Genomic DNA, 21,453 nt, shown 5'->3' on the forward strand with positions numbered 1-21,453 from the left:
GCGGCCAGGAGATGTTCTCGGGGCGTTCACGCAGGTAGCGTCCGCTGCATGGACAGCCGTACGGACAACCGATTCGACACCCAGGGCGCCGGGATCACCGTTCAACGGGCCCTTGAGCTGCCGGGCCTGCGCAGCGGACTGCCGGAGATCCTGGCGGGTGCCGACCGGCTGGGGCGCGCGGTGCGCTGGGTGCACGCGGGCGAGGTGCCCAACATCGCCTCGCTGCTCAAGGGCGGCGAACTGCTGCTCACCACGGGCTACGGCCTCGGCACCCGCCCGGCCGAGCAGCGGGCCTTCGTGCGCACCCTCGCCGAACGCGGGATCGCCGCCCTCGTGGTGGAGCTGGGCCCGCGCTTCACCAGGCTGCCCGCCGCCCTGGTGGACACCGCCCGCGCCGCCGGCCTGCCGCTGGTCCAGCTGCACCGCGAGGTCCCGTTCGTGACGGTGACCGAGGAGATCCACACCGAGATCGTCAACGGTCACTACGCGCTGCTCCAACGCGCCGAGGAGGTGCACCGGCGCTGTACCGAGGCGCTGCTCGGCGGCGGCGGGGTGCCGCAGGTGCTGGGCATCCTGGCGGGCTTCAGCGGCAACCCGGTGTTCCTGGAGACCCCCGACGGCCGGCTGCTGTACGCCGCCGGGGAAGGGCCCGAGGGCGCCGATCCGCTGCAGGTGTGGGAGGGGCTGCGCGACCCGCACAAGGGCGCGCCGCCGCCGGCCGGTTCGGTGCTCGTGGACGTGCCCGGCGGCGGCCCCGGTACGACGGGTTCGACGCGCGCCCGGCTGGTGCTGCTGCCGGTCCGCGCACCGCTGGCCCCCGTGCACCGGATCGCCGCCGAACGGGCCGCCGGCATCCTGGCCGTGGTGCTGATGCAGGCCCGGCAGGAGGAGGAGCTGGCGGCCCGCGGGCGCGGTGACTACCTCACCGACCTCGCCGAGGGCCGCATCTCGGCGCAGGACGCCCCGGCGCAGGCCCGGGTCCTCGGCTTCAAGCCCGGCGACAGCCCGCTGCTGCCCGTGGTGATGCGGATCGGCGACTCCCTTGCCCCGGGCGGCGGTTGGGCGGTGCTGGCGAGAGCCGTCTCCGAGGAGCTGGCCGCGGTGGGGGTGCCGGTGCTGCTGGGTGTACGGCCGGTGGAGGGCCGCGTGCTGGTCCTGCTCGGGCTGCGCGCGGAGGGGGAGCGGACGGCGGTGGCCGACCGGGTGGCGGCGGCGCTCCGGGCGGGCGTGGAGCGGGCCGGGATGCGCCGGCCGGGCTCGCCGCCGCCGGTCGTGGTCGTCGGTGTGGCGGGCGGCTGGGCGGCCGCGTCGGCCGGGCTGCGGCACGCGGCGGAGACGGCGACGGCCGCGCAGGGCCTGACCGACCGGCCCTGGTACGACGCCCGCCGCCTGGACATCGACCTGCTGCTGTGGCGGCTGCGCGACCACCCGGACCTCGCCGCCTTCGTGGACCGCGCGATCGGCCCGCTGCGTGACCACGACCGCCGCTCCCGGCCGCCGCTGCTACCGACGCTGGAGACCTATCTGGCGCATGCCGGCCGCAAGGCGGAGACGGCCCGGGAGCTGCACCTGAACCGGCAGACCCTGTACAACCGCCTGGCCCGCATCGGCGAGTTGCTGGGCACCGACCTCGACGACCCGCAGACGGTACTGGCGTTGAGCCTGGCCCTGCGGGCCCGCCGGCACGCGCACTAGGCGAGCGGCCGGGGTTGGGTCAACTCGTCATAGATGCTGAGCACTTGGGCGACCGTCTCGTCCTCGGTCGGCCAGCTGGCGGCCTGCCGCACCCCCGACTCGCGCAGTTCCTGGCAGCGTTCGGGATCCGCCAGGAGCCGTACGACGGCGTCCGCGAGCGCCTCGGCATCGCCGTACGGGACGAGTTCGGCCGCATCGCCGACGAGGTCGGGGATGCCGCCGACCCGGGTCGCGACGAGCGGCACGCGCGCGTGCAGCGCCTCCTGGGCCAGGACGGAGCGCGACTCCCAACTGCTCGTCAGCAGCGCCAGATCGGCGGCGGCGAGCAGCTCGGGCACGTCCTCGCGGCGCCCGACGAGCCGCACCGGCAGTTCCTCGTCCTCGATCCGCCGCGTCAGGTACGGGCGTTGCGTCCCCTCCCCCGCGATCACTACCAGCGGGACGGGGTCCAGCTCCCGCCAGGCACGGGCGGCGTCGAGCAGGACGTCGTAGCCGCGGTGCCGGTCGAGTGAGCCGACCGCGATGAGCAACGGGCCCGAACCGGCGCCGAGTTCGGCCCGCACCTTGGCACGCCGCCGGTCGGGGTCGTCGTGGTCGACGGACGGGCGCTGTCCCGGCAGGCCGACGGCGGCCAGCCGGGCGTCCCGCGCCCCGGTCCGCCGGGCCCGGTCCACCAGGTCGGAGCTGGTGCCGAGGACCACGGCGGCGGTGCGCACCACCCGCCGCTCCAGCAACCGCAGCAGATGGGCCCGCGGGCCCTCCGCGCGGGCCCGGTCGTGCCAGGTGACCACCAGCGGGGTGCGCCGGCCGCTGAGGGCGAGCACGGCCCGGAAGGAGGCGTGCAGCCCGTGGGCGTGCACCAGGTCGGCGTTCGCGCAGGCCGTCCGGAGCGCGGCGACGGAGACGGGGTCGCTGCTGCGCGGCACGTGCACATGCTCGGCGCCGGTACCACTGAAGTCGTAGGCGTGGTCGGCCTCGGCGGGGGCGCACACCGTCACCCGCACGCCCCGCGCCACGAGCCCCTCGGCCAGGGAGCGCACATGTGCGCTGCTGCCCGCGTGGCCTCCGCCCAGCACCTGCACGGTGCGCAGCGGCGACTGACCGTGCGGCGCGTTGCTGCTCAGGGGGCTCACGGGGCCGGGGCTCCTGGTTCGACGTGGGCGGTCACGAGGCAACGTACAGAAGGTAGCGGGCGCAAGGGAGCGCAAGGAGACACCCCGCGCGCCTCCCGTGCGGACCGGTCCGGCCCGCCGCCCGTCCGCGTTCCCCGCCAAGCATGCCAGGACATGCGGCCGTTCCGGGAAAACCGGGTGGGCGCACTGTGCGGCGGGCCGGGGCAATGCGCCGGAGCACATCACCCACACGGGTGAAAACAGCCCCGCCGTGCACGAACCCCGTACCACCGTGTCCGACCAGGTCGGACGGTCACGTCGAGCGGGCCCACGCCGTCACCCGGTCGCCGTACACGGCGGCGGCCACGACGGCCACGGCGTGCGCGAGGAGCCCCGCGCGCCGGTTACCCGCCACGATGGCCGCCCCCAGCGCGGCACCGAGGGCATGCGCCCCCGTGTCCCCGATCATGACGCGTTCGCCGAGATCCTCCCGGAGCACGGCCGCCGCACTGCCCGTCGCGACCGCGGCCAGCTCACCGCCCGGACCCCCGCGCAGCAGCCCCGGCGCCCCGAGCGCCAGTACGGCGCCGAGCGCCCGTCCCGGCCGCACGTCGACCAGGTTGACGAAGTGGGCCGTCCCCGCGATCACGATCCCGGCGAGCACCTTGTCCAGCGGCCGTTCCTTCAGCAGCGCGCCCGCGACGAGACCGGCCGCGCCGATCCCGAACAACTTGACGGCGCCGCTGGTGACTTCGCCGTCGCGCAGCGCGCCGAGATGCGCCCGGAAGCCACGCCGGGTGTCCCCCGAGACGTGGCCCGCGACATCGTCGTACGCCCCGCAGGCCCCGGCGGCCAGCACGGCGAGCCCGGCGCCGGGGTGCACCCGCGTGGCGGCGACGGCCGTGCCGAGCGCCGACGCGGGCCCGGCGTACAGCTCGACCGTACGCCCGGCGTAGTTCTTCCGCTCCCAACACGCGCGCCGCCCGGGCGGGTTGGCGCGCAGGAGCGCGAGGCCGGCCCCGGTGAGCGCGGCGGACAGCAGGAAGGAACGGGGCTTTCGGGTGCCGGTCATCCCGCCACCCTAAGTCCGCCGGAGATCCGCCCGTGAAGTCCCGCCGGGGTTCCGCGCGCGGGTCACCGGCAGGGACTCACGAGACCCGGCAGGGACTCACGGGACCCGGCAGGGACTCACGACGCTAGAGATCCGCCCGGGCGGTCGCCAGCAGCTCCTCGGCGTGCGCGCGGGCCGTCTCGGAGTCCTCCTGGCCGGCCAGCATCCGGGACAGCTCCCGGACCCGCTCCTCGCCCTCCAGCACCTTGACTCCGGACCGGGTGACGGAGCCGTCGTTGGTCTTCTCGACCAGCAGCTGCCGGTCGGCGAAGGCGGCGACCTGGGGCAGATGGGTGACGACCACGACCTGCGCGCTCTTGGCGAGCTTCGCCAGCCGCCGCCCGATCTCGACCGCGGCCTTGCCGCCGACACCGGCGTCGACCTCGTCGAAGAGGTACGTCGGCACGGGGTCGGTCCCCGCGAAGACGACCTCGACGGCCAGCATCACGCGGGACAGCTCACCACCCGAGGCGCCCTTGGCGATGGGCCGCGGCGGGGCGCCCGGGTGCGGGGCGAGCAGCAGCTCGACCTCGTCCGCGCCGGACGGCCCGTAGGCGACCGTCCGCCCGCCGACCTCGACACCGTCGGGGTCCTCGGTCTGCCGGATGTCGAAGGACACGCGCGCGTGAGGCATCGCCAGCGAGGCCAGCTCGGCGGTCACGGCGGCGGCGAACCGCTCGGCGGCCTCCGCCCTCGCGTCCGTCAACGCCTGCGCCAGAGCGCCCAGTTCGATGCGCAGGGCGTCCCGCTCGGCGGTCAGGTCCTCGATCCGCTCGTCGTCGCCGTCCAGCTCGGTGAGCCGGGCGGCACCCTGCTCGGCCCACGTCAGCACCGCGTTGATGTCGTGCCCGTACTTCCGGGTGAGGGCGGTGAGGGCCGCCCTGCGCTCCTCCACGGCCGCCAGGCGCAGTGGATCGGCGTCGAGGTCGTCGGCGTACCCGGCCAGCTCCCCGGCGACATCGCCGAGCAGGATCCCGACCTCTCCGATCCGGTCGGCGAGGGAGGCCAGCTCCGGGTCGTGCGAGCGCACGGCCTCCAGCGCCCGGTGGGCGCCCGCGACGAGCGTCGAGGCGTCGATCCCCTCGGGGTCCTCGGGGTTGCCCGCCAGAGCGGCGTGCGCGGCCGTCGCGGCGGACGACAGGGCCTCGGCGTGCCCCAGCCGCTCCGCCTCCTCGGCCAGCTCGACGTCCTCCCCGGCCCGCGGCTCGACCCCGGCGATCTCGTCGAGGCCGTACCGCAGCATGTCGGCTTCCTGCGCCCGCTCACGCGCGCGCGTGGTGATCTCCTCCAGCTCGGCGGAGACGGCCCGCAGCCGCCGGTAGGCCTCGGCGTACTTCGCCAGCGGTCCGGCGACGGCGTCGCCCGCGTACCGGTCCAGGGCCTGCCGCTGCCGGGACAGCTTGAGCAGCCCCTGCTGGTCGGTCTGCCCGTGCACGGCCACCAGGTCGTCGGCCAGCTCGGCGAGCAGCCCTACGGGCACGCTGCGCCCGCCCACGTGGGCACGCGAGCGCCCCTCGGCGGAAACGGTACGGCTGATCAGGAGCGCCCCGTCGTCCAGCTCGGCGCCGGCCTCCTCGGCGCGTACGACGACGGGCGCGCCCGTGGGGACGGTGATCCGCCCTTCCACGACCGCCTTCCCGGCCCCGATCCGCACGAGCGCCGGATCCGCCCGGCCGCCGAGCAGCAGCCCCAGGCTGGTGACGACCATGGTCTTGCCCGCACCCGTCTCACCGGTGACCGCGGTGAACCCCGGCGACAACTCGACGACGGCATCGTCGATGACCCCGAGCGACCGTATCCGCATCTCCTCCAACACGGAACAGACCATACGAGGTCCGGGGCGCAGAGTGCACACAGGCCGCCCGTCTCACTCCGTCGTGTGGTGCGGCGCCCCTCGCCATCCCGTGGTCGGCAACGCGAACTTCGCCACCAAACGGTCCGTAAACGACGAATGGTGCAGCCGCGCCAACCGCACCGGCACGGCCCCGCGCCGCACCTCCACCCGTGCCCCGGGCGGCAACTCCACGGTCCGCCGCCCGTCGCACCACAGAACCCCCGGCGGGACGTGCGGCAGCACCTCCACCGCGAGCACCGAGTCGGGCGAGGTCACCAGCGGCTTCGCGAACAGCGCGTGCGCACTGATCGGCACCATCAGCAGCGCCTCCACCTCGGGCCACACCACGGGCCCGCCGGCGGAGAAGGCGTACGCCGTGGACCCGGTCGGGGTGGACAGCACGACGCCGTCGCATCCGAACCCCGTCACCGGCCGGCCGTCGATCTCCAGCACGACCTCGAGCAGCTTCTCGGCACCGGCCTTCTGCACGGCCGCCTCGTTCAGCGCCCAGTCGGTGTGCACGATGTCCCCGTTGCGGTGCACGACGACGTCGACGGTCATCCGCTCCTCGACCTCGTACGACCGCGCCACCACCCGGTCGACCACCCGATCGAGGTCGTCCCGTTCGGCCTCGGCGAGGAATCCCACCCGTCCGAGGTTGACGCCGAGCATCGGCACCCCGGACGCCCGGGCGAACTCGGCGCCCCGCAGCAGCGTGCCGTCGCCGCCGAGGACGATCAGCAGCTCGCACCCGTCGAGGCAGGCCGGGGTCGCCTCCTTGACCAGCTCCACCTCTTCGGGGAGCGGCAGGTCGCGCGCCTCCTCCTCCAGCACCCGCACCCCGATGTCATGCCGGAGCAAGCCCTTGACGACGAGTTCCGCACTGCGGATCGCCGCGGGCCGCCCGGTGTGGGCGAGCAGGAAAACAGTACGCGCCAGGTTCTGTGTCAACGCGGCCCCTCCGCCACTGCACGGTCGACGTCGGCCGGGTCCACCTCGGGTGCCCCCGCCCGCAACCAGAGAAAGTACTCGACGTTCCCCGAGGGCCCGGGCAGCGGGCTCGCGGTGACACTCTGCACCCCGAGCCCCAGCTCCCAGGCCTTCTCGGCCACTGCCCGCACGGCCTCCGCCCGCAGTTGCGGACTCCGTACGACACCCCCGCTGCCGAGCCGCTCCTTCCCCACCTCGAACTGCGGCTTGACCATCATCACCAGGTCGGCGTCCGGCTTCACGCACCGCTTGAGAGCCGGCAGCACCAGCCCGAGCGGGATGAACGACAGATCGCCCACGACAAGATCCACAGGTTCCCCATCGATCGCATCGAGCGTCAACTCCCTTACATTCGTACGGTCCTTGACGGTGACGCGTTCATCGCTCTGCAGAGACCAGGCGAGCTGTCCGTAGCCGACGTCCACGGCGACGACGTGCGCGGCGCCCGAGCGCAGCAGGACGTCGGTGAAGCCGCCGGTGGACGCGCCGGCGTCCAGCGCGCGCCGCCCCTCGACCACGAGCCCCTGCGGGACGAAGACCTCCAGCGCGCCGGCCAGCTTGTGGCCGCCCCGGGAGACGTACTCGGGATCGCTGTCGTCGGCCTGCACGACGATCGCCGCGGCCGTCTCCACCTGGGTGGCCGGCTTCGTCGCCACGGTCTTGCCGACGGTGACCCGCCCAGCGGCGATCAGCTGGCTGGCGTGCTCGCGCGAACGTGCGAGCTTCCGGCGGACCAGCTCCGCGTCCAGACGGCGGCGTGCGACTCCTGCCACGTTCGGTTCAGCTCCTGCTTTCGAATGACCGTGGGGGCGCCGGAGGTCCCGGGCGGGCGTCGAGCGCGGTGAGCGCGTCGCGCAGCCCCCGGTGCACATCCTCGTACACCTCGACGTGGCCGTCGGTGGCGAGGTGGTCGGTGTCGGCGAGACGGTCGAGCTGGGCGTCCACCTCCGCGTTGCCGGTGGGGGTGCGCGGGACGTTCAGGGGGGCGGGCGCGGCGGGGTCGTACGCCTCCGGCGCCTCCACCGCCTCCGCCGGGATCTCCGTCTGCGGAACCGAGTCGCTCATGCCCCCGACGCTACCCCGAACCGCTGGGGTACCGTCGGGGGCGATGGCCACGATCGAGGAGTGCCGCGCCGCACTGGAAAAGCTTTCGGACAACATGCAGGGCGCCGGGGGCGACGTCCGGGCGGCCGCCGCCCTGGACCGCTCGGTGAGCTGCCACATCACCGACCTGGACGTCACCTTCGCCGGCCGGATGACCGGCGGCCGGATCGAGGTGGACGACACCCTGCCCGGGCCGCCGCGGGAGAAAGCACAGATCAGGCTCGCCATGGCCGGGGACGACCTGGTGACCCTGGTGGGCGGCGAGCTGAACTTCGCGACCGCCTGGGGCACCGGCCGGGTGAAGCTGGAGGCCGGCCTGCTGGACCTGTTCCGGCTCAGGAAGCTGCTGTGACCCGCTGCGCGCGGGCCTTCCGCGCCGCCGGTACGACCAGCGGGGTTCCCGTCTCCGGGTCGTCGATGACCTGACAGCGCAGCCCGAAGACCTCCTCGACCAGCTCGGCCGTGACGATGTCGTTGGGCGCGCCCTCGGCGATGACCCTGCCGCCGCGCAGGGCGATCAGGTGAGTGGCGTAGCGGGCCGCGTGGTTGAGGTCGTGCAGGACGGCGACGAGGGTGCGGCCCTGGGTCTCGTGCAGCTCCGCGCACAGGTCGAGGACGTCGATCTGGTGCTGGATGTCCAGGTAGGTGGTCGGCTCGTCCAGGAGCAGCAGCGGGGTCTGCTGGGCCAGCGCCATGGCGATCCACACCCGCTGGCGCTGCCCGCCGGACAGCTCGTCCACATACCGGTCGGCCAGCTCGGCGACCCCGGTCTGCGCCATGGACTCCTGCACGACCCGCTCGTCCTCGGCCGACCACTGGCGCAGCAGGCCCTGGTGCGGGTAGCGGCCCCGGCCGACGAGGTCGGCGACGGTGATGCCGTCGGGCGCGATGGACGACTGCGGCAGCAGACCCAGGGTCCGGGCGACCTTCTTGGCGGGCATCGACTGGATGGCCTGCCCGTCGAGCAGCACCCGGCCCCCGCTGGGCCTGAGCATCCGCGACAGGGCCCGCAACAGCGTCGACTTGCCGCACGCGTTCGGCCCGACGATCACCGTGAAGGAGTTGTCGGGTATCTGCACCGACAGCTGCTCGGCGATGACGCGCTGGTCGTAGGCGAGGGTGACGTTGTCGGCGGACAGGCGGTTCACAGTACTCCTAGGGGCGTTCGTGTTCGTGCCGCGCACGTCCTCGTTCATGCCGTTCGCGCTGCTCGTGCCGTTCGTGCCGTTCATATGCGGCCCGCCCTGCGCTCGGTGACCAGCAGCCACAGCAGATAGCCGCCGCCGAGCACACCGGTGACCACGCCGACGGGCAACTGGTCGGCGCCGAAGGCGCGCTGCGAGGCCCAGTCGGCGGCGACCAGCAGGGCGGCGCCCATGCAGAGGGAGGGCACGAGGTTCGGGCCCGGCGAACGGGTCAGGCGGCGGGCGAGCTGCGGCGCGGTCAGGGCGACGAAGCTGACGGGTCCGGCGGCGGCCGTGGCCGCGGCGGTGAGCAGGACGGCGCAGACCATCAGCACCAGCCGGACGCGCTGCACCCGCACCCCGAGGGCGCCTGCGACGTCGTCGCCCATCTCGATCATCCTGAGGCCGCGCGCGTTGACGAGGACCATTGGGACGAGGACGGCGCACAGGGCGAGCAGCGGCCAGACCTGGTCCCAGTCACGGCCGTTGAGGGAGCCGGTCATCCAGACGACCGCGCGGGCCGCGTCGACCATGTCGGCCTTGGTGAGCAGATAGCCGTTGACCGCGGTGGCGATCGCGGAGACGCCGATACCGACCAGAACGAGCCGGTATCCGTGCACGCCCTGCTTCCAGGCGAGCGCGTAGATGGCGAGCCCGGTCGCCAGGCCGCCGACCAGCGCGCCGAGGGTGACCTGCGTGCTGCTGCCGGACAGCAGCACGATGACGACCAGGGCGCCGGCCGTCGAGCCCTGCGACAGGCCGAGCACATCCGGGCTGCCGAGAGGGTTGCGGGAGACGGACTGGAACAGGGCGCCACCCAGGCCGAGCGAGGCGCCGACCAGCAGGCCGACGAGGACGCGCGGCAGCCGCAGCTCGTTGACGATGAAGTCCTGGTAGGCGGTGCCGTTCCCGGCGAGGGTCCGCAGCACGTCGGCCGCCGGTATCTTCGCGTCGCCGGTGCCGATCAGCGCGACGCCCGCGGCACATGCGGAGGCCAGCAGCAGGACGACCACGACGAGCGCCCGCAGGTCGAGGCGCAGGGAAAGCCCGCCGGGAGTGCGTACGGCCCGGTTCATGGATCGGGTCTTCACAGCTGGGCCGACCTCCGCCGTCGTACGAGAAAGATGAAGACCGGGCCCCCGATGATCGCGGTGACGATGCCGACCTGGAGTTCCGAGGGGCGGGCCACAACCCGTCCGACGACGTCGGCGCCGAGCAGCAGCACGGGCGACAGGACGGTGGCGTACGGCAGGATCCAGCGCAGGTCGGGGCCGGTGAAGGAGCGCACGACGTGCGGCACCATCAGGCCGACGAACACGATCGGACCGCAGGCGGCGGTCGCGGCACCGCACAGCACGGTGGCGGCCAGCATGGCGAGCGCACGGGTGCGGCCCAGGTGGGCGCCGAGGGCGCGAGCAGTGTCGTCGCCCATCGCCACGGCGTTCAGCGGCCGGGCCAGCGCGAGCGCGAGGAGTGTGCCGGCCGCGAGGAACGGCAGCACCTGCAGGACGGTCGCGTTGGTGGCCGAGGCCAGCGAACCCACCGTCCAGAAGCGCATCTTGCCCAGCGCCGCGTTGTCCATGATCATCACGGCCTGGAGATAGCCGTAGAGGGCCGCGCTGATGGCCGTACCGGCGAGTGCGAGCCGGACCGGCGTGGCGCCCCGGCCGCCGCCGAGGAACCACACCAGCGCACCGACCGCCGCCGCCCCAAGGAAGGCGAACCACACATAGCCGGTCAGGCTGGTGATCCCGAAATAGGAGATGGCCGTGACGACGGCGGCGGAGGCACCCGCGTTGATCCCGAGCAGCCCCGGATCGGCCAGCGGATTGCGGGTCAGAGCCTGGAGCACGGCACCGGACAGGCCGAGCGCGGCACCGGCCAGCAGCCCGAGCCATGTGCGCGCGAGCCGCTCGTCCACGACGACGTCGCCGTACGACCCCGTGTCATGGAACAGGCCGTGCCAGACCTGGTCCGGTGACAGTGCTTTCGCTCCGATCGCGATACTCGCCAGGGCGACGAGCAGCAGGATCGCGACGCAGAGCAGGAGCCCAAGGGCTCGTACCGCCTGGCGAGTTGAGGGCGCGGGGGCGGTCTCCGCGCGCTGTTCCGGAGGACTGTCGACCAACACGAGGTTAGGTTAGCCTACCCTAGCTGTCGATCTCGATCCCCGAGCCCGATCCCTGGGACAAGATCCCCGGGGTCCGCTCCCTGGGGCCCGATCCCCGGGAGCGCTCGTTCCTCAGTGCCGTCCGATCGCCGAGACGCCCGCTCTCCGGGGACGCTCGTCACAGTCCGAGGCGTGCCAGGGCCTTGCCTCCGTCCACCTCGCAGGAACCCTCCCCGGCCGCCGTCCAGGCCGCCGCGCACAGCGCCCGCAACCCGTCCAGCGCCTCGCCGTCACCCTCCAGCTCCAGCCGGTCCGTCCCCGCCGTCGCCGTCCAGCCGCCACAGCGGAAGCCGTCTCCCTCAGCCCCGACCTCCGGCTGTCCGGTGAGCAGCCCGCGCAGGTCGGCGTCCACATACGTCGGCCGGTGCTGCGGCGGCGCCGCGAGAAGCTGCGCGCCGTCCGTGACCCCGGTCAGCACCAGCAGCGAATCCACCCCGCCGTTGAACGCGCCCTCGATGTCCGTGTCCAGCCGGTCCCCGACCACCAGCGGCCGCTGCGCGCCGGTGCGGATGATCGTCTCCTTGTGCATCGGCGGCAGCGGCTTGCCCGCCACCTGCGGCTCCCTGCCCGTCGCGATCCGAACGACCTCCACGGCCGCCCCGTTGCCCGGCGCGATCCCCCGCCCGCTCGGAATCGTCAGGTCCGTGTTGGACGCGAACCACGGCACCCCGCGCGCCACCGCGTAGGACGCCTCCGCGAACCGGCCCCACGTAAGGTCGGGCCCGCCGAACCCCTGCACGACCGCCGCCGGATCGTCGTCCGCCGACTCCACCGGCTCGAGCCCCCGCTCGCGCAGCGCCACCCGCAGCCCCTCGCCTCCGATCACCAGCACCCGCGCCCCGGCCGGCACCTGCTCACTGATCAGCCGCGCCACGGCCTGCGCGGAGGTGATGACGTCCCCGGCACCCGTCGGTATGCCCAGCTCCGTCAGATGCGCGGCCACGGCGTCCGGGGTGCGCAACGCGTTGTTCGTGACGTACGCCAGATGCATCCCGCCCGAGCGTGCCACCGCCAGCGAGTCGACCGCGTGAGCGATCGCGTTCCCGCCCGCGTACACCACCCCGTCCAGATCGAGCAGCGCCGTGTCGTACGCCTCGCTCAGGGGCTGCCCACTGCCCTCGGGCCTCGTCCTGACCGCCTGGCTCATTCCACATCGCTCCTCGTTCGATGGCCTTTCCCCCGATCATCCCCCACACCACTGACACACGTACGATGCCGGGATGAACACAGCAGGTCACTCGGAAGCAACGGCGCGCCGAGGCCTGGAACTCACGCCGTTCCGAGGCCTTCGCTACGACCCCGACCGGGTCGGCAGCCTCGCCGCCGTCACCTCCCCGCCGTACGACGTCGTCGTGCGCCCCGACGGGGTGCACCACCTCGAGTCCGCCGACCCGCACAACATCGTCCGGCTGATCCTGCCCCAGGCCGGCACCCCGAGCGCCCGTACCGAGCAGGCGGCCGACACCCTGCGCCGCTGGCTGGCCGAGGGCGTCCTCACCACGGACCCGGAGCCCGGCCTGTACGTCTACGAACAGCGGGACGGCGACGGCATGCTCCAGCGCGGTGTCATCGGCGCGCTGCGGGTCTCGGAACCGTCGGAGGGCGTGGTGCTGCCGCACGAGGACGTCATGCCGCCCGTGGTCGCCGACCGTGCGGCCCTGATGCGCGCCACGCGCGCGAACCTGGAACCGCTGCTGCTGACCTACCGCGGCAACGGCACCACCGCCGAGGTCGTCGAACGCACGGCGGAGAAGCCCCCGCTGCTCTCCACGACCACCGAGGACGGCTTCCACCACCGCCTGTGGTCGGTCACCGACCCGGCCGATCTGGCCGACATCCAGACAGATCTCGCCCACCACCAGGCCCTGATCGCCGACGGCCACCACCGCTGGGCCACCTACCGGCTGCTCCGCGCGGAACAGCCCTCCCCCAGCCCCTGGGACTACGGCCTGGTGCTCCTCGTCGACACCGCCCGCTACCCGCTGCGCGTCCGCGCCATCCACCGCCTGCTGCACGGCCTGCCGGTGGCGGACGCAGTGGCCGCGGTGGCGGGCCTGTTCCGGACACGACGCCTCGAGGTACCCCTCGCCGAGGCCCTGGAGATGCTCGCGGACGCGACCTGCACGGGCAACGCCTTCCTGCTGGCCGGCGACGGCGCCTTCCACCTGCTCGACCGCCCCGATCCGGACCTGCTGGCCCGGACGATCCCGGCCGACCGCCCGGCCGCCTGGCGCTCCCTGGACGCCACCGTCCTGCACGCCACTCTGCTCGACCACGTCTGGCACATCCCCGAGGACTCCCCCGCCCACATCGCCTACATCCACGACACGGCCGCGACGGTCGCCAAGGCGGAACGCGACGGCGGTACGGCCGTCCTGATGCACCCCGTCCGCGAAGAGGTCGTACGCGACCTGGCCCGCCAGGGTGTCACCATGCCCCGCAAGTCGACGTCGTTCGGCCCGAAGCCGGCGTCGGGACTGGTGCTGCGCGCACTGGAGATCTGAGCCGGCCGCATACGAAAGAGGGCAGGCTCCCCGGGGAGCCTGCCCTCTTCTCCATGATCAATGACGGACGTCAGTCCTTGTCGATGTCCTTGTCGATGTCCTTGTCGACGTCGTCGTCGCCGTCGTCGCCGTTCTCGTCGCCGTCGTCGTCGCCGTCCTTGTCGGAGGCGCGCACGGCCTCGCCGTTCTCGCCGCCCTCGGTCTCGGTCGCGTCGAGGGCGTCGACGAACTCCACGCCGTCCAGCTCGGCGAGCCGGTCCGAGGCGTCCGTGCTGCCGTCCCGGTCGGCCTCGACGGCCTTGGCGAACCACTCCCGTGCCTCGCTCTCCCGGCCGGCCGCCAGCAGGGCGTCGGCGTAGGCGTAGCGCAGGCGGGCGGTCCACGGCTGGACCGAGTTGGAGGCCAGCTCGGGGCTCTGCAGGGTCACGATGGCCGCGTCCAGCTGGCCCATGTCACGCCGGGCGCCGGCCGCGACGAGCCGCATCTCGACCTGACCGGCCTTGTCCAGCTTGTGCACCTCCGGAGCACCGGCCATGTCCAGCGCCTTCTCCGGCCGCCCGAGCCCGCGCTCGCAGTCGGCCATCACCGGCCACAGCTCCACGCTGCCGGTCATCCGGCGTGCGGCGCGGAACTCGGCGAGGGCCTCGCTGTACTTCTGGTTGGCGTACGCGGCGAAGCCGGCGGCCTCGCGTACGGCGGCCACGCGGGACGCGAGACGCAGGGCCACCTTGGAGTAGCCGTAGGCGCCCTCGGGGTCCTCGTCGATGAGCCGGGCGACCATCACCAGGTTCTTGGCGACGTCCTCCGCGAGCGTCTTGGGCAGGCTCTGCAGCTCCTGCCGGACGTCCTTGTCGATCTCGTCGCCGGTGACGTCCTCCGGGATCGGCAGCCGCTTGATCGGCTCCCGGTCACGGTCACGTTCGTCGCGGAAGCGGCCACCGCCACGGCGGTCGTCACGCCGGTCGTCACGCCGGTCGTCACGGCGGTCGTCACGGCGGAAGCCACCGGCTCGGCCACCGCGGTCGTCCCGGCGGGGCCCGCGGGCACCACGCTCGTCCCGCCCCCGGAACCCGCCACGCTCACCCCGGTTGTCGTCGCGCCGACCGTAGCCGCCGCGGTCGTCCCGACCGTAGCCGCCGCGGTCCTCACGACGGTCGTCGCGTCGGTCGTCGCGGCGCTCGTAGCCGCGGCGGTCGTCGTCGCGGCGGAAGGCCGGGCGGTCACCACCGCGGTCGTCACGCCGGAAGGCCGGGCGGTCACCACCGCGGTCGTCACGACGCGGCCCACGGTCACGGTCGTCCCGCTGGAACGCCGGGCGAGAACCCCGGTCGCCCTCACGACGATCATCCCTACGACCGCCGAAACCACCACGACGGTCATCGCGGTCGCCGAAACCACCACGACGGTCATCACGACGGTCATCACGACGGTCGTCACGACGGTCGTCACGACGGAAGCCACCGCGATCACGGTCACGGTCACGGTCGCCGTAGGAACCGCCGCCTCGGTTGTCGTCGCGCCGACCATAGCCACCACGGTCGTCACGACGGTCGTCGCGGCGCTCGTAGCCGCGGCGGTCGTCGTCGCGGCGGAAGGCCGGGCGGTCACCACCGCGGTCGTCACGCCGGAAACCACGGTCGTCACGACGGTCGTCACGACGCGGCCCACGGTCACGGTCGTCCCGCTGGAACGCCGGACGAGAACCCCGGTCGCCCTCACGACGATCATCCCTACGACCGCCGAAACCACCACGACGGTCATCGCGGTCGCCGAAACCACCACGACGGTCATCACGACGGTCGTCACGACGGAAGCCACCGCGATCACGGTCACGGTCACGGTCGCCGTAGGAACCGCCGCCCCGGTTGTCGTCGCGCCGACCATAGCCACCACGGTCGTCACGACGGTCGTTGCTACCACGGTCGTTGCTACGACGGTCGTTGTCGCGGCGGTCGTTGTCGCGGCGGTCCCCGCGGTAGCCGCCACGGTCGCCGCGGTCACCACTGTCCCGTCGCCGCTGGTCGCGCTCCGGTCGATCGTCGGGAGAGTTGGTGGACATGGTGACTCCTGTCTTAGGTACCGCAAGCATTGTAAAAACAAAAGGACCCCTGGTCCCAGCTGAACGCTGGGACCAGGGGTCCTCCAAAGATTGTTCGGCGGCGTCCTACTCTCCCACAGGGTCCCCCCTGCAGTACCATCGGCGCTGTGAGGCTTAGCTTCCGGGTTCGGAATGTAACCGGGCGTTTCCCTCACGCTATGACCACCGAAACCCTAATGGTTTCGAGCGAACAAGCACACTGTTCTGTTATGCGTTCTGCTCAAAGCCGGCAACGGTCGTTGCCTCAGAACTAACACAGTGGACGCGAGCAACTGAGGACAAGCCCTCGGCCTATTAGTACCGGTCACCTCCACCAGTTACCTGGCTTCCAGATCCGGCCTATCAACCCAGTCGTCTACTGGGAGCCTTACCCCATCAAGTGGGTGGGAGTCCTCATCTCGAAGCAGGCTTCCCGCTTAGATGCTTTCAGCGGTTATCCCTCCCGAACGTAGCCAACCAGCCATGCCCTTGGCAGAACAACTGGCACACCAGAGGTTCGTCCGTCCCGGTCCTCTCGTACTAGGGACAGCCCTTCTCAAGACTCCTACGCGCACAGCGGATAGGGACCGAACTGTCTCACGACGTTCTAAACCCAGCTCGCGTACCGCTTTAATGGGCGAACAGCCCAACCCTTGGGACCGACTCCAGCCCCAGGATGCGACGAGCCGACATCGAGGTGCCAAACCATCCCGTCGATATGGACTCTTGGGGAAGATCAGCCTGTTATCCCCGGGGTACCTTTTATCCGTTGAGCGACGGCGCTTCCACAAGCCACCGCCGGATCACTAGTCCCGACTTTCGTCCCTGCTCGACCCGTCGGTCTCACAGTCAAGCTCCCTTGTGCACTTACACTCAACACCTGATTGCCAACCAGGCTGAGGGAACCTTTGGGCGCCTCCGTTACTCTTTAGGAGGCAACCGCCCCAGTTAAACTACCCATCAGACACTGTCCCTGATCCGGATCACGGACCCAGGTTAGACATCCAGCACGACCAGACTGGTATTTCAACGACGACTCCACAAACACTGGCGTGCCTGCTTCAAAGTCTCCCAGCTATCCTACACAAGCCGAACCGAACACCAATATCAAACTGTAGTAAAGGTCCCGGGGTCTTTCCGTCCTGCTGCGCGAAACGAGCATCTTTACTCGTAGTGCAATTTCACCGGGCCTATGGTTGAGACAGTCGAGAAGTCGTTACGCCATTCGTGCAGGTCGGAACTTACCCGACAAGGAATTTCGCTACCTTAGGATGGTTATAGTTACCACCGCCGTTTACTGGCGCTTAAGTTCTCAGCTTCGCCTGGACGAATCCAAGCTAACCGGTCCCCTTAACGTTCCAGCACCGGGCAGGCGTCAGTCCGTATACATCGCCTTACGGCTTCGCACGGACCTGTGTTTTTAGTAAACAGTCGCTTCTCGCTGGTCTCTGCGGCCACCCCCAGCTCGAACAGCAAGTGTTCTCACCAGGCGTGGCCCCCCTTCTCCCGAAGTTACGGGGGCATTTTGCCGAGTTCCTTAACCATAGTTCACCCGAACGCCTCGGTATTCTCTACCTGACCACCTGAGTCGGTTTAGGGTACGGGCCGCCATGAAACTCGCTAGAGGCTTTTCTCGACAGCATAGGATCATCCACTTCACCACAATCGGCTCGGCATCAGGTCTCAGCCACAAGGTGTGCGGATTTGCCTACACACCGGCCTACACCCTTACCCCGGGACAACCACCGCCCGGGATGGACTACCTTCCTGCGTCACCCCATCACTCACCTACTAACCGCTTGGTCCGGCGGCTCCACCACTCCCCTCAACTCCGAAGAGATCAGGGCGGCTTCACGGCCTTAGCATCACGATGCTCGATGTTTGACGCTTCACAGCGGGTACCGGAATATCAACCGGTTATCCATCGACTACGCCTGTCGGCCTCGCCTTAGGTCCCGACTTACCCTGGGCAGATCAGCTTGACCCAGGAACCCTTAGTCAATCGGCGCACACGTTTCTCACGTGTGAATCGCTACTCATGCCTGCATTCTCACTCGTCAACCGTCCACGACTACCTTCCAGTGCCGCTTCACCCGGCAGACGACGCTCCCCTACCCATCAACACACCCGTTGGGGCTATATATGTCAATGACACGACTTCGGCGGTACGCTTGAGCCCCGCTACATTGTCGGCGCGGAATCACTAGACCAGTGAGCTATTACGCACTCTTTCAAGGGTGGCTGCTTCTAAGCCAACCTCCTGGTTGTCTGTGCGACTCCACATCCTTTCCCACTTAGCGTACGCTTAGGGGCCTTAGTCGATGCTCTGGGCTGTTTCCCTCTCGACCATGGAGCTTATCCCCCACAGTCTCACTGCCGCGCTCTCACTTACCGGCATTCGGAGTTTGGCTAAGGTCAGTAACCCGGTAGGGCCCATCGCCTATCCAGTGCTCTACCTCCGGCAAGAAACACACGACGCTGCACCTAAATGCATTTCGGGGAGAACCAGCTATCACGGAGTTTGATTGGCCTTTCACCCCTAACCACAGGTCATCCCCCAGGTTTTCAACCCTGGTGGGTTCGGTCCTCCACGAAGTCTTACCTCCGCTTCAACCTGCCCATGGCTAGATCACTCCGCTTCGGGTCTTGAGCGTGCTACTCCAACGCCCTATTCGGACTCGCTTTCGCTACGGCTTCCCCACACGGGTTAACCTCGCAACACACCGCAAACTCGCAGGCTCATTCTTCAAAAGGCACGCAGTCACACCAAAGTGCTCCCACGGCTTGTAGGCACACGGTTTCAGGTACTATTTCACTCCCCTCCCGGGGTACTTTTCACCATTCCCTCACGGTACTATCCGCTATCGGTCACCAGGGAATATTTAGGCTTAGCGGGTGGTCCCGCCAGATTCACACGGGATTTCTCGGGCCCCGTGCTACTTGGGTGTCTCTCAAACGAGCCGCTGATGTTTCGACTACGGGGGTCTTACCCTCTACGCCGGACCTTTCGCATGTCCTTCGCCTACATCAACGGTTTCTGACTCGTCCTGTCGCCGGCAGACAACAGAAGAGAGATCCCACAACCCCGTATACGCAACCCCTGCCGGGTCTCACACGCATACGGTTTGGCCTCATCCGGTTTCGCTCGCCACTACTCCCGGAATCACGGTTGTTTTCTCTTCCTGAGGGTACTGAGATGTTTCACTTCCCCTCGTTCCCTCCACACTGCCTATGTGTTCAGCAGCGGGTGACAGCCCATGACGACTGCCGGGTTTCCCCATTCGGAAACCCCCGGATCAAAGCCTGGTTGACGACTCCCCGGGGACTATCGTGGCCTCCCACGTCCTTCATCGGTTCCTGGTGCCAAGGCATCCACCGTGCGCCCTTAAAAACTTGGCCACAGATGCTCGCGTCCACTGTGCAGTTCTCAAACAACGACCAGCCACCCATCACCCCACCAGACAAACCGGTGAGTTCACTGGGGCCGGCGACCGAGAGACAGACCATACGGCCGTGCCCTCAGACACCCAACAGCGTGCCCGGCCCACTCCCGTCCGGAGATCATGCGTTCCACGCTCTGACGAGCAGTACTAGCAGCCCCCGACCCGAGGTCTGGACCGAATAGTCAACGTTCCACCCATGAGCAACCAGCATCGGACATCCGCCGATGTACTGGCCTCTGACCAACCGGAGTTGGTAAGAAGTGCTCCTTAGAAAGGAGGTGATCCAGCCGCACCTTCCGGTACGGCTACCTTGTTACGACTTCGTCCCAATCGCCAGTCCCACCTTCGACAGCTCCCTCCCACAAGGGGTTGGGCCACCGGCTTCGGGTGTTACCGACTTTCGTGACGTGACGGGCGGTGTGTACAAGGCCCGGGAACGTATTCACCGCAGCAATGCTGATCTGCGATTACTAGCGACTCCGACTTCATGGGGTCGAGTTGCAGACCCCAATCCGAACTGAGACCGGCTTTTTGAGATTCGCTCCACCTCACGGTATCGCAGCTCATTGTACCGGCCATTGTAGCACGTGTGCAGCCCAAGACATAAGGGGCATGATGACTTGACGTCGTCCCCACCTTCCTCCGAGTTGACCCCGGCGGTCTCCTGTGAGTCCCCATCACCCCGAAGGGCATGCTGGCAACACAGAACAAGGGTTGCGCTCGTTGCGGGACTTAACCCAACATCTCACGACACGAGCTGACGACAGCCATGCACCACCTGTACACCGACCACAAGGGGGGCACTATCTCTAATGCTTTCCGGTGTATGTCAAGCCTTGGTAAGGTTCTTCGCGTTGCGTCGAATTAAGCCACATGCTCCGCCGCTTGTGCGGGCCCCCGTCAATTCCTTTGAGTTTTAGCCTTGCGGCCGTACTCCCCAGGCGGGGAACTTAATGCGTTAGCTGCGGCACCGACGACGTGGAATGTCGCCAACACCTAGTTCCCACCGTTTACGGCGTGGACTACCAGGGTATCTAATCCTGTTCGCTCCCCACGCTTTCGCTCCTCAGCGTCAGTAATGGCCCAGAGATCCGCCTTCGCCACCGGTGTTCCTCCTGATATCTGCGCATTTCACCGCTACACCAGGAATTCCGATCTCCCCTACCACACTCTAGCTAGCCCGTATCGACTGCAGACTCGGGGTTAAGCCCCGAGCTTTCACAATCGACGTGACAAGCCGCCTACGAGCTCTTTACGCCCAATAATTCCGGACAACGCTTGCGCCCTACGTATTACCGCGGCTGCTGGCACGTAGTTAGCCGGCGCTTCTTCTGCAGGTACCGTCACTCTCGCTTCTTCCCTGCTGAAAGAGGTTTACAACCCGAAGGCCGTCATCCCTCACGCGGCGTCGCTGCATCAGGCTTTCGCCCATTGTGCAATATTCCCCACTGCTGCCTCCCGTAGGAGTCTGGGCCGTGTCTCAGTCCCAGTGTGGCCGGTCGCCCTCTCAGGCCGGCTACCCGTCGTCGCCTTGGTGAGCCATTACCTCACCAACAAGCTGATAGGCCGCGGGCTCATCCTTCACCGCCGGAGCTTTCCAACCTCCAAGATGCCTTGGAGGCTCGTATCCGGTATTAGACCCCGTTTCCAGGGCTTGTCCCAGAGTGAAGGGCAGATTGCCCACGTGTTACTCACCCGTTCGCCACTAATCCACCCCGAAGGGCTTCATCGTTCGACTTGCATGTGTTAAGCACGCCGCCAGCGTTCGTCCTGAGCCAGGATCAAACTCTCCGTGAATGTTTACTCGGCCGGAAAATTAATTCAGCCGGTGCAACACCACGAGAGCGGAACCACCGGAGGAATAATCCGATGGTTCACAGCGTCCTCGCTGTGTTTTTTCAAAGGAACCTCGACCATCGGAATGTTCCGACGGACGGGGTATCAACATATCTGGCGTTGACTTTTGGCACGCTGTTGAGTTCTCAAGGAACGGTCGCTTCCTTTGTACTCACCCTCTCGGGCTTTCCTCCGGGCTTCCCTTCGGTGTTTCCGACTCTATCAGATCTTTTCTCGACCCGATTTCCTCGGTGCTTTCCAGGTTCCCGCCTCGCTTTCGCTTGGCGTTTCCCTTTCCGGCGGTTCCGACTCTATCAGATCCTTTCGGCGTCCGATTCCCGGTCGGCGGGGCGTCTCGGGGCTTTTGGGCTTTCGCCTGTCGGCCTTTCGACA

At 69.2% G+C, this 21,453-nt stretch carries 14 protein-coding genes and 3 rRNA genes; 3 read left to right on the forward strand and 14 right to left on the reverse strand.

Annotated elements, in window-relative coordinates; translation table 11 throughout:
• Positions 1-48 precede the first annotated feature (48 nt).
• Positions 49-1,695: a PucR family transcriptional regulator gene (locus GQF42_RS11655; RefSeq protein WP_158919561.1), complete on the forward strand. Its 1,647-nt coding sequence runs from the start codon at positions 49-51 to the stop codon at positions 1,693-1,695.
• Here the strand turns inward: GQF42_RS11655 and GQF42_RS11660 are convergent.
• From GQF42_RS11660 to GQF42_RS11685, 6 genes are all read right to left on the reverse strand, one after another.
• Entirely contained in the window at positions 1,692-2,828 is a 1,137-nt protein-coding gene (locus GQF42_RS11660) for a glycosyltransferase family 4 protein (protein ID WP_158919562.1), read from the reverse strand. The two genes, GQF42_RS11655 and GQF42_RS11660, sit on opposite strands and share 4 nt — an antisense overlap.
• Before the next feature lie 292 nt (positions 2,829-3,120).
• Positions 3,121-3,879, reverse strand: coding sequence for a hypothetical protein (locus GQF42_RS11665; protein ID WP_158919563.1), 759 nt, complete (start codon positions 3,877-3,879; stop codon positions 3,121-3,123).
• Between the two features lie 124 nt (positions 3,880-4,003).
• Positions 4,004-5,746 carry a DNA repair protein RecN gene (gene recN / locus GQF42_RS11670; protein WP_158919564.1) on the reverse strand — a complete coding sequence of 581 codons (1,743 nt, stop codon included), beginning with the start codon at positions 5,744-5,746 and terminating at the stop codon, positions 4,004-4,006.
• A 39-nt stretch (positions 5,747-5,785) separates the two neighbouring features.
• Positions 5,786-6,703, reverse strand: a complete 918-nt coding sequence (locus GQF42_RS11675) for an NAD kinase (protein WP_158919565.1) — start codon at positions 6,701-6,703, stop codon at positions 5,786-5,788.
• Positions 6,700-7,515 (reverse strand): TlyA family RNA methyltransferase, encoded by an 816-nt coding sequence (locus tag GQF42_RS11680; RefSeq protein ID WP_158919566.1) that lies wholly within the window; start codon positions 7,513-7,515, stop codon positions 6,700-6,702. The genes GQF42_RS11675 and GQF42_RS11680 overlap by 4 nt, the downstream gene beginning before the upstream one ends.
• Positions 7,516-7,522: 7 nt before the next feature.
• Positions 7,523-7,807, reverse strand: a complete 285-nt coding sequence (locus GQF42_RS11685) for a hypothetical protein (protein WP_158919567.1) — start codon at positions 7,805-7,807, stop codon at positions 7,523-7,525.
• A gap of 43 nt (positions 7,808-7,850) precedes the next feature.
• Here GQF42_RS11685 and GQF42_RS11690 point away from each other — a divergent pair, with 43 nt between their 5' ends.
• Positions 7,851-8,198, forward strand: a complete 348-nt coding sequence (locus GQF42_RS11690) for a sterol-binding protein (RefSeq protein ID WP_158919568.1) — start codon at positions 7,851-7,853, stop codon at positions 8,196-8,198.
• Here GQF42_RS11690 and GQF42_RS11695 read toward each other — a convergent pair.
• The 4 genes from GQF42_RS11695 to GQF42_RS11710 all read right to left on the reverse strand — a co-directional run bounded on the left by GQF42_RS11695 (position 8,182) and on the right by GQF42_RS11710 (position 12,347).
• Positions 8,182-9,042, reverse strand: coding sequence for an ABC transporter ATP-binding protein (locus tag GQF42_RS11695; protein ID WP_199273048.1), 861 nt, complete (start codon positions 9,040-9,042; stop codon positions 8,182-8,184). The two genes, GQF42_RS11690 and GQF42_RS11695, sit on opposite strands and share 17 nt — an antisense overlap.
• 32 nt (positions 9,043-9,074) lie before the next feature.
• Positions 9,075-10,106 (reverse strand): FecCD family ABC transporter permease, encoded by a 1,032-nt coding sequence (locus tag GQF42_RS11700; protein WP_158930044.1) that lies wholly within the window; start codon positions 10,104-10,106, stop codon positions 9,075-9,077.
• Positions 10,107-10,117: 11 nt separating this feature from the next.
• Positions 10,118-11,161 (reverse strand): FecCD family ABC transporter permease, encoded by a 1,044-nt coding sequence (locus GQF42_RS11705; protein ID WP_158919569.1) that lies wholly within the window; start codon positions 11,159-11,161, stop codon positions 10,118-10,120.
• A 157-nt stretch (positions 11,162-11,318) separates the two neighbouring features.
• Positions 11,319-12,347, reverse strand: coding sequence for an HAD-IIA family hydrolase (locus GQF42_RS11710; protein WP_158919570.1), 1,029 nt, complete (start codon positions 12,345-12,347; stop codon positions 11,319-11,321).
• Between the two features lie 73 nt (positions 12,348-12,420).
• Here GQF42_RS11710 and GQF42_RS11715 point away from each other — a divergent pair, with 73 nt between their 5' ends.
• Complete coding sequence (locus tag GQF42_RS11715) at positions 12,421-13,704, forward strand: DUF1015 family protein (protein WP_158919571.1); 1,284 nt, start codon at positions 12,421-12,423, stop codon at positions 13,702-13,704.
• Between the two features lie 70 nt (positions 13,705-13,774).
• Here the strand turns inward: GQF42_RS11715 and GQF42_RS11720 are convergent, their stop codons facing one another.
• The 4 genes from GQF42_RS11720 to GQF42_RS11740 all read right to left on the reverse strand — a co-directional run bounded on the left by GQF42_RS11720 (position 13,775) and on the right by GQF42_RS11740 (position 21,021).
• The gene (locus GQF42_RS11720) at positions 13,775-14,593 is read right to left on the reverse strand and encodes a tetratricopeptide repeat protein (RefSeq protein ID WP_199273049.1); all 819 of its coding nucleotides are present in this window, start codon (positions 14,591-14,593) and stop codon (positions 13,775-13,777) included.
• Positions 14,594-15,855: 1,262 nt separating this feature from the next.
• Positions 15,856-15,972: ribosomal RNA gene (gene rrf, locus GQF42_RS11730) — 5S ribosomal RNA — on the reverse strand.
• A 104-nt stretch (positions 15,973-16,076) separates the two neighbouring features.
• Positions 16,077-19,180: ribosomal RNA gene (locus GQF42_RS11735) — 23S ribosomal RNA — on the reverse strand.
• A gap of 315 nt (positions 19,181-19,495) precedes the next feature.
• Positions 19,496-21,021 (reverse strand): 16S ribosomal RNA (locus GQF42_RS11740).
• Together the 16S, 23S and 5S rRNA genes form the textbook arrangement of a ribosomal RNA operon.
• Positions 21,022-21,453 lie beyond the last annotated feature (432 nt).

The organism is Streptomyces broussonetiae, from assembly GCF_009796285.1.
GTDB lineage: Bacteria > Actinomycetota > Actinomycetes > Streptomycetales > Streptomycetaceae > Streptomyces > Streptomyces broussonetiae.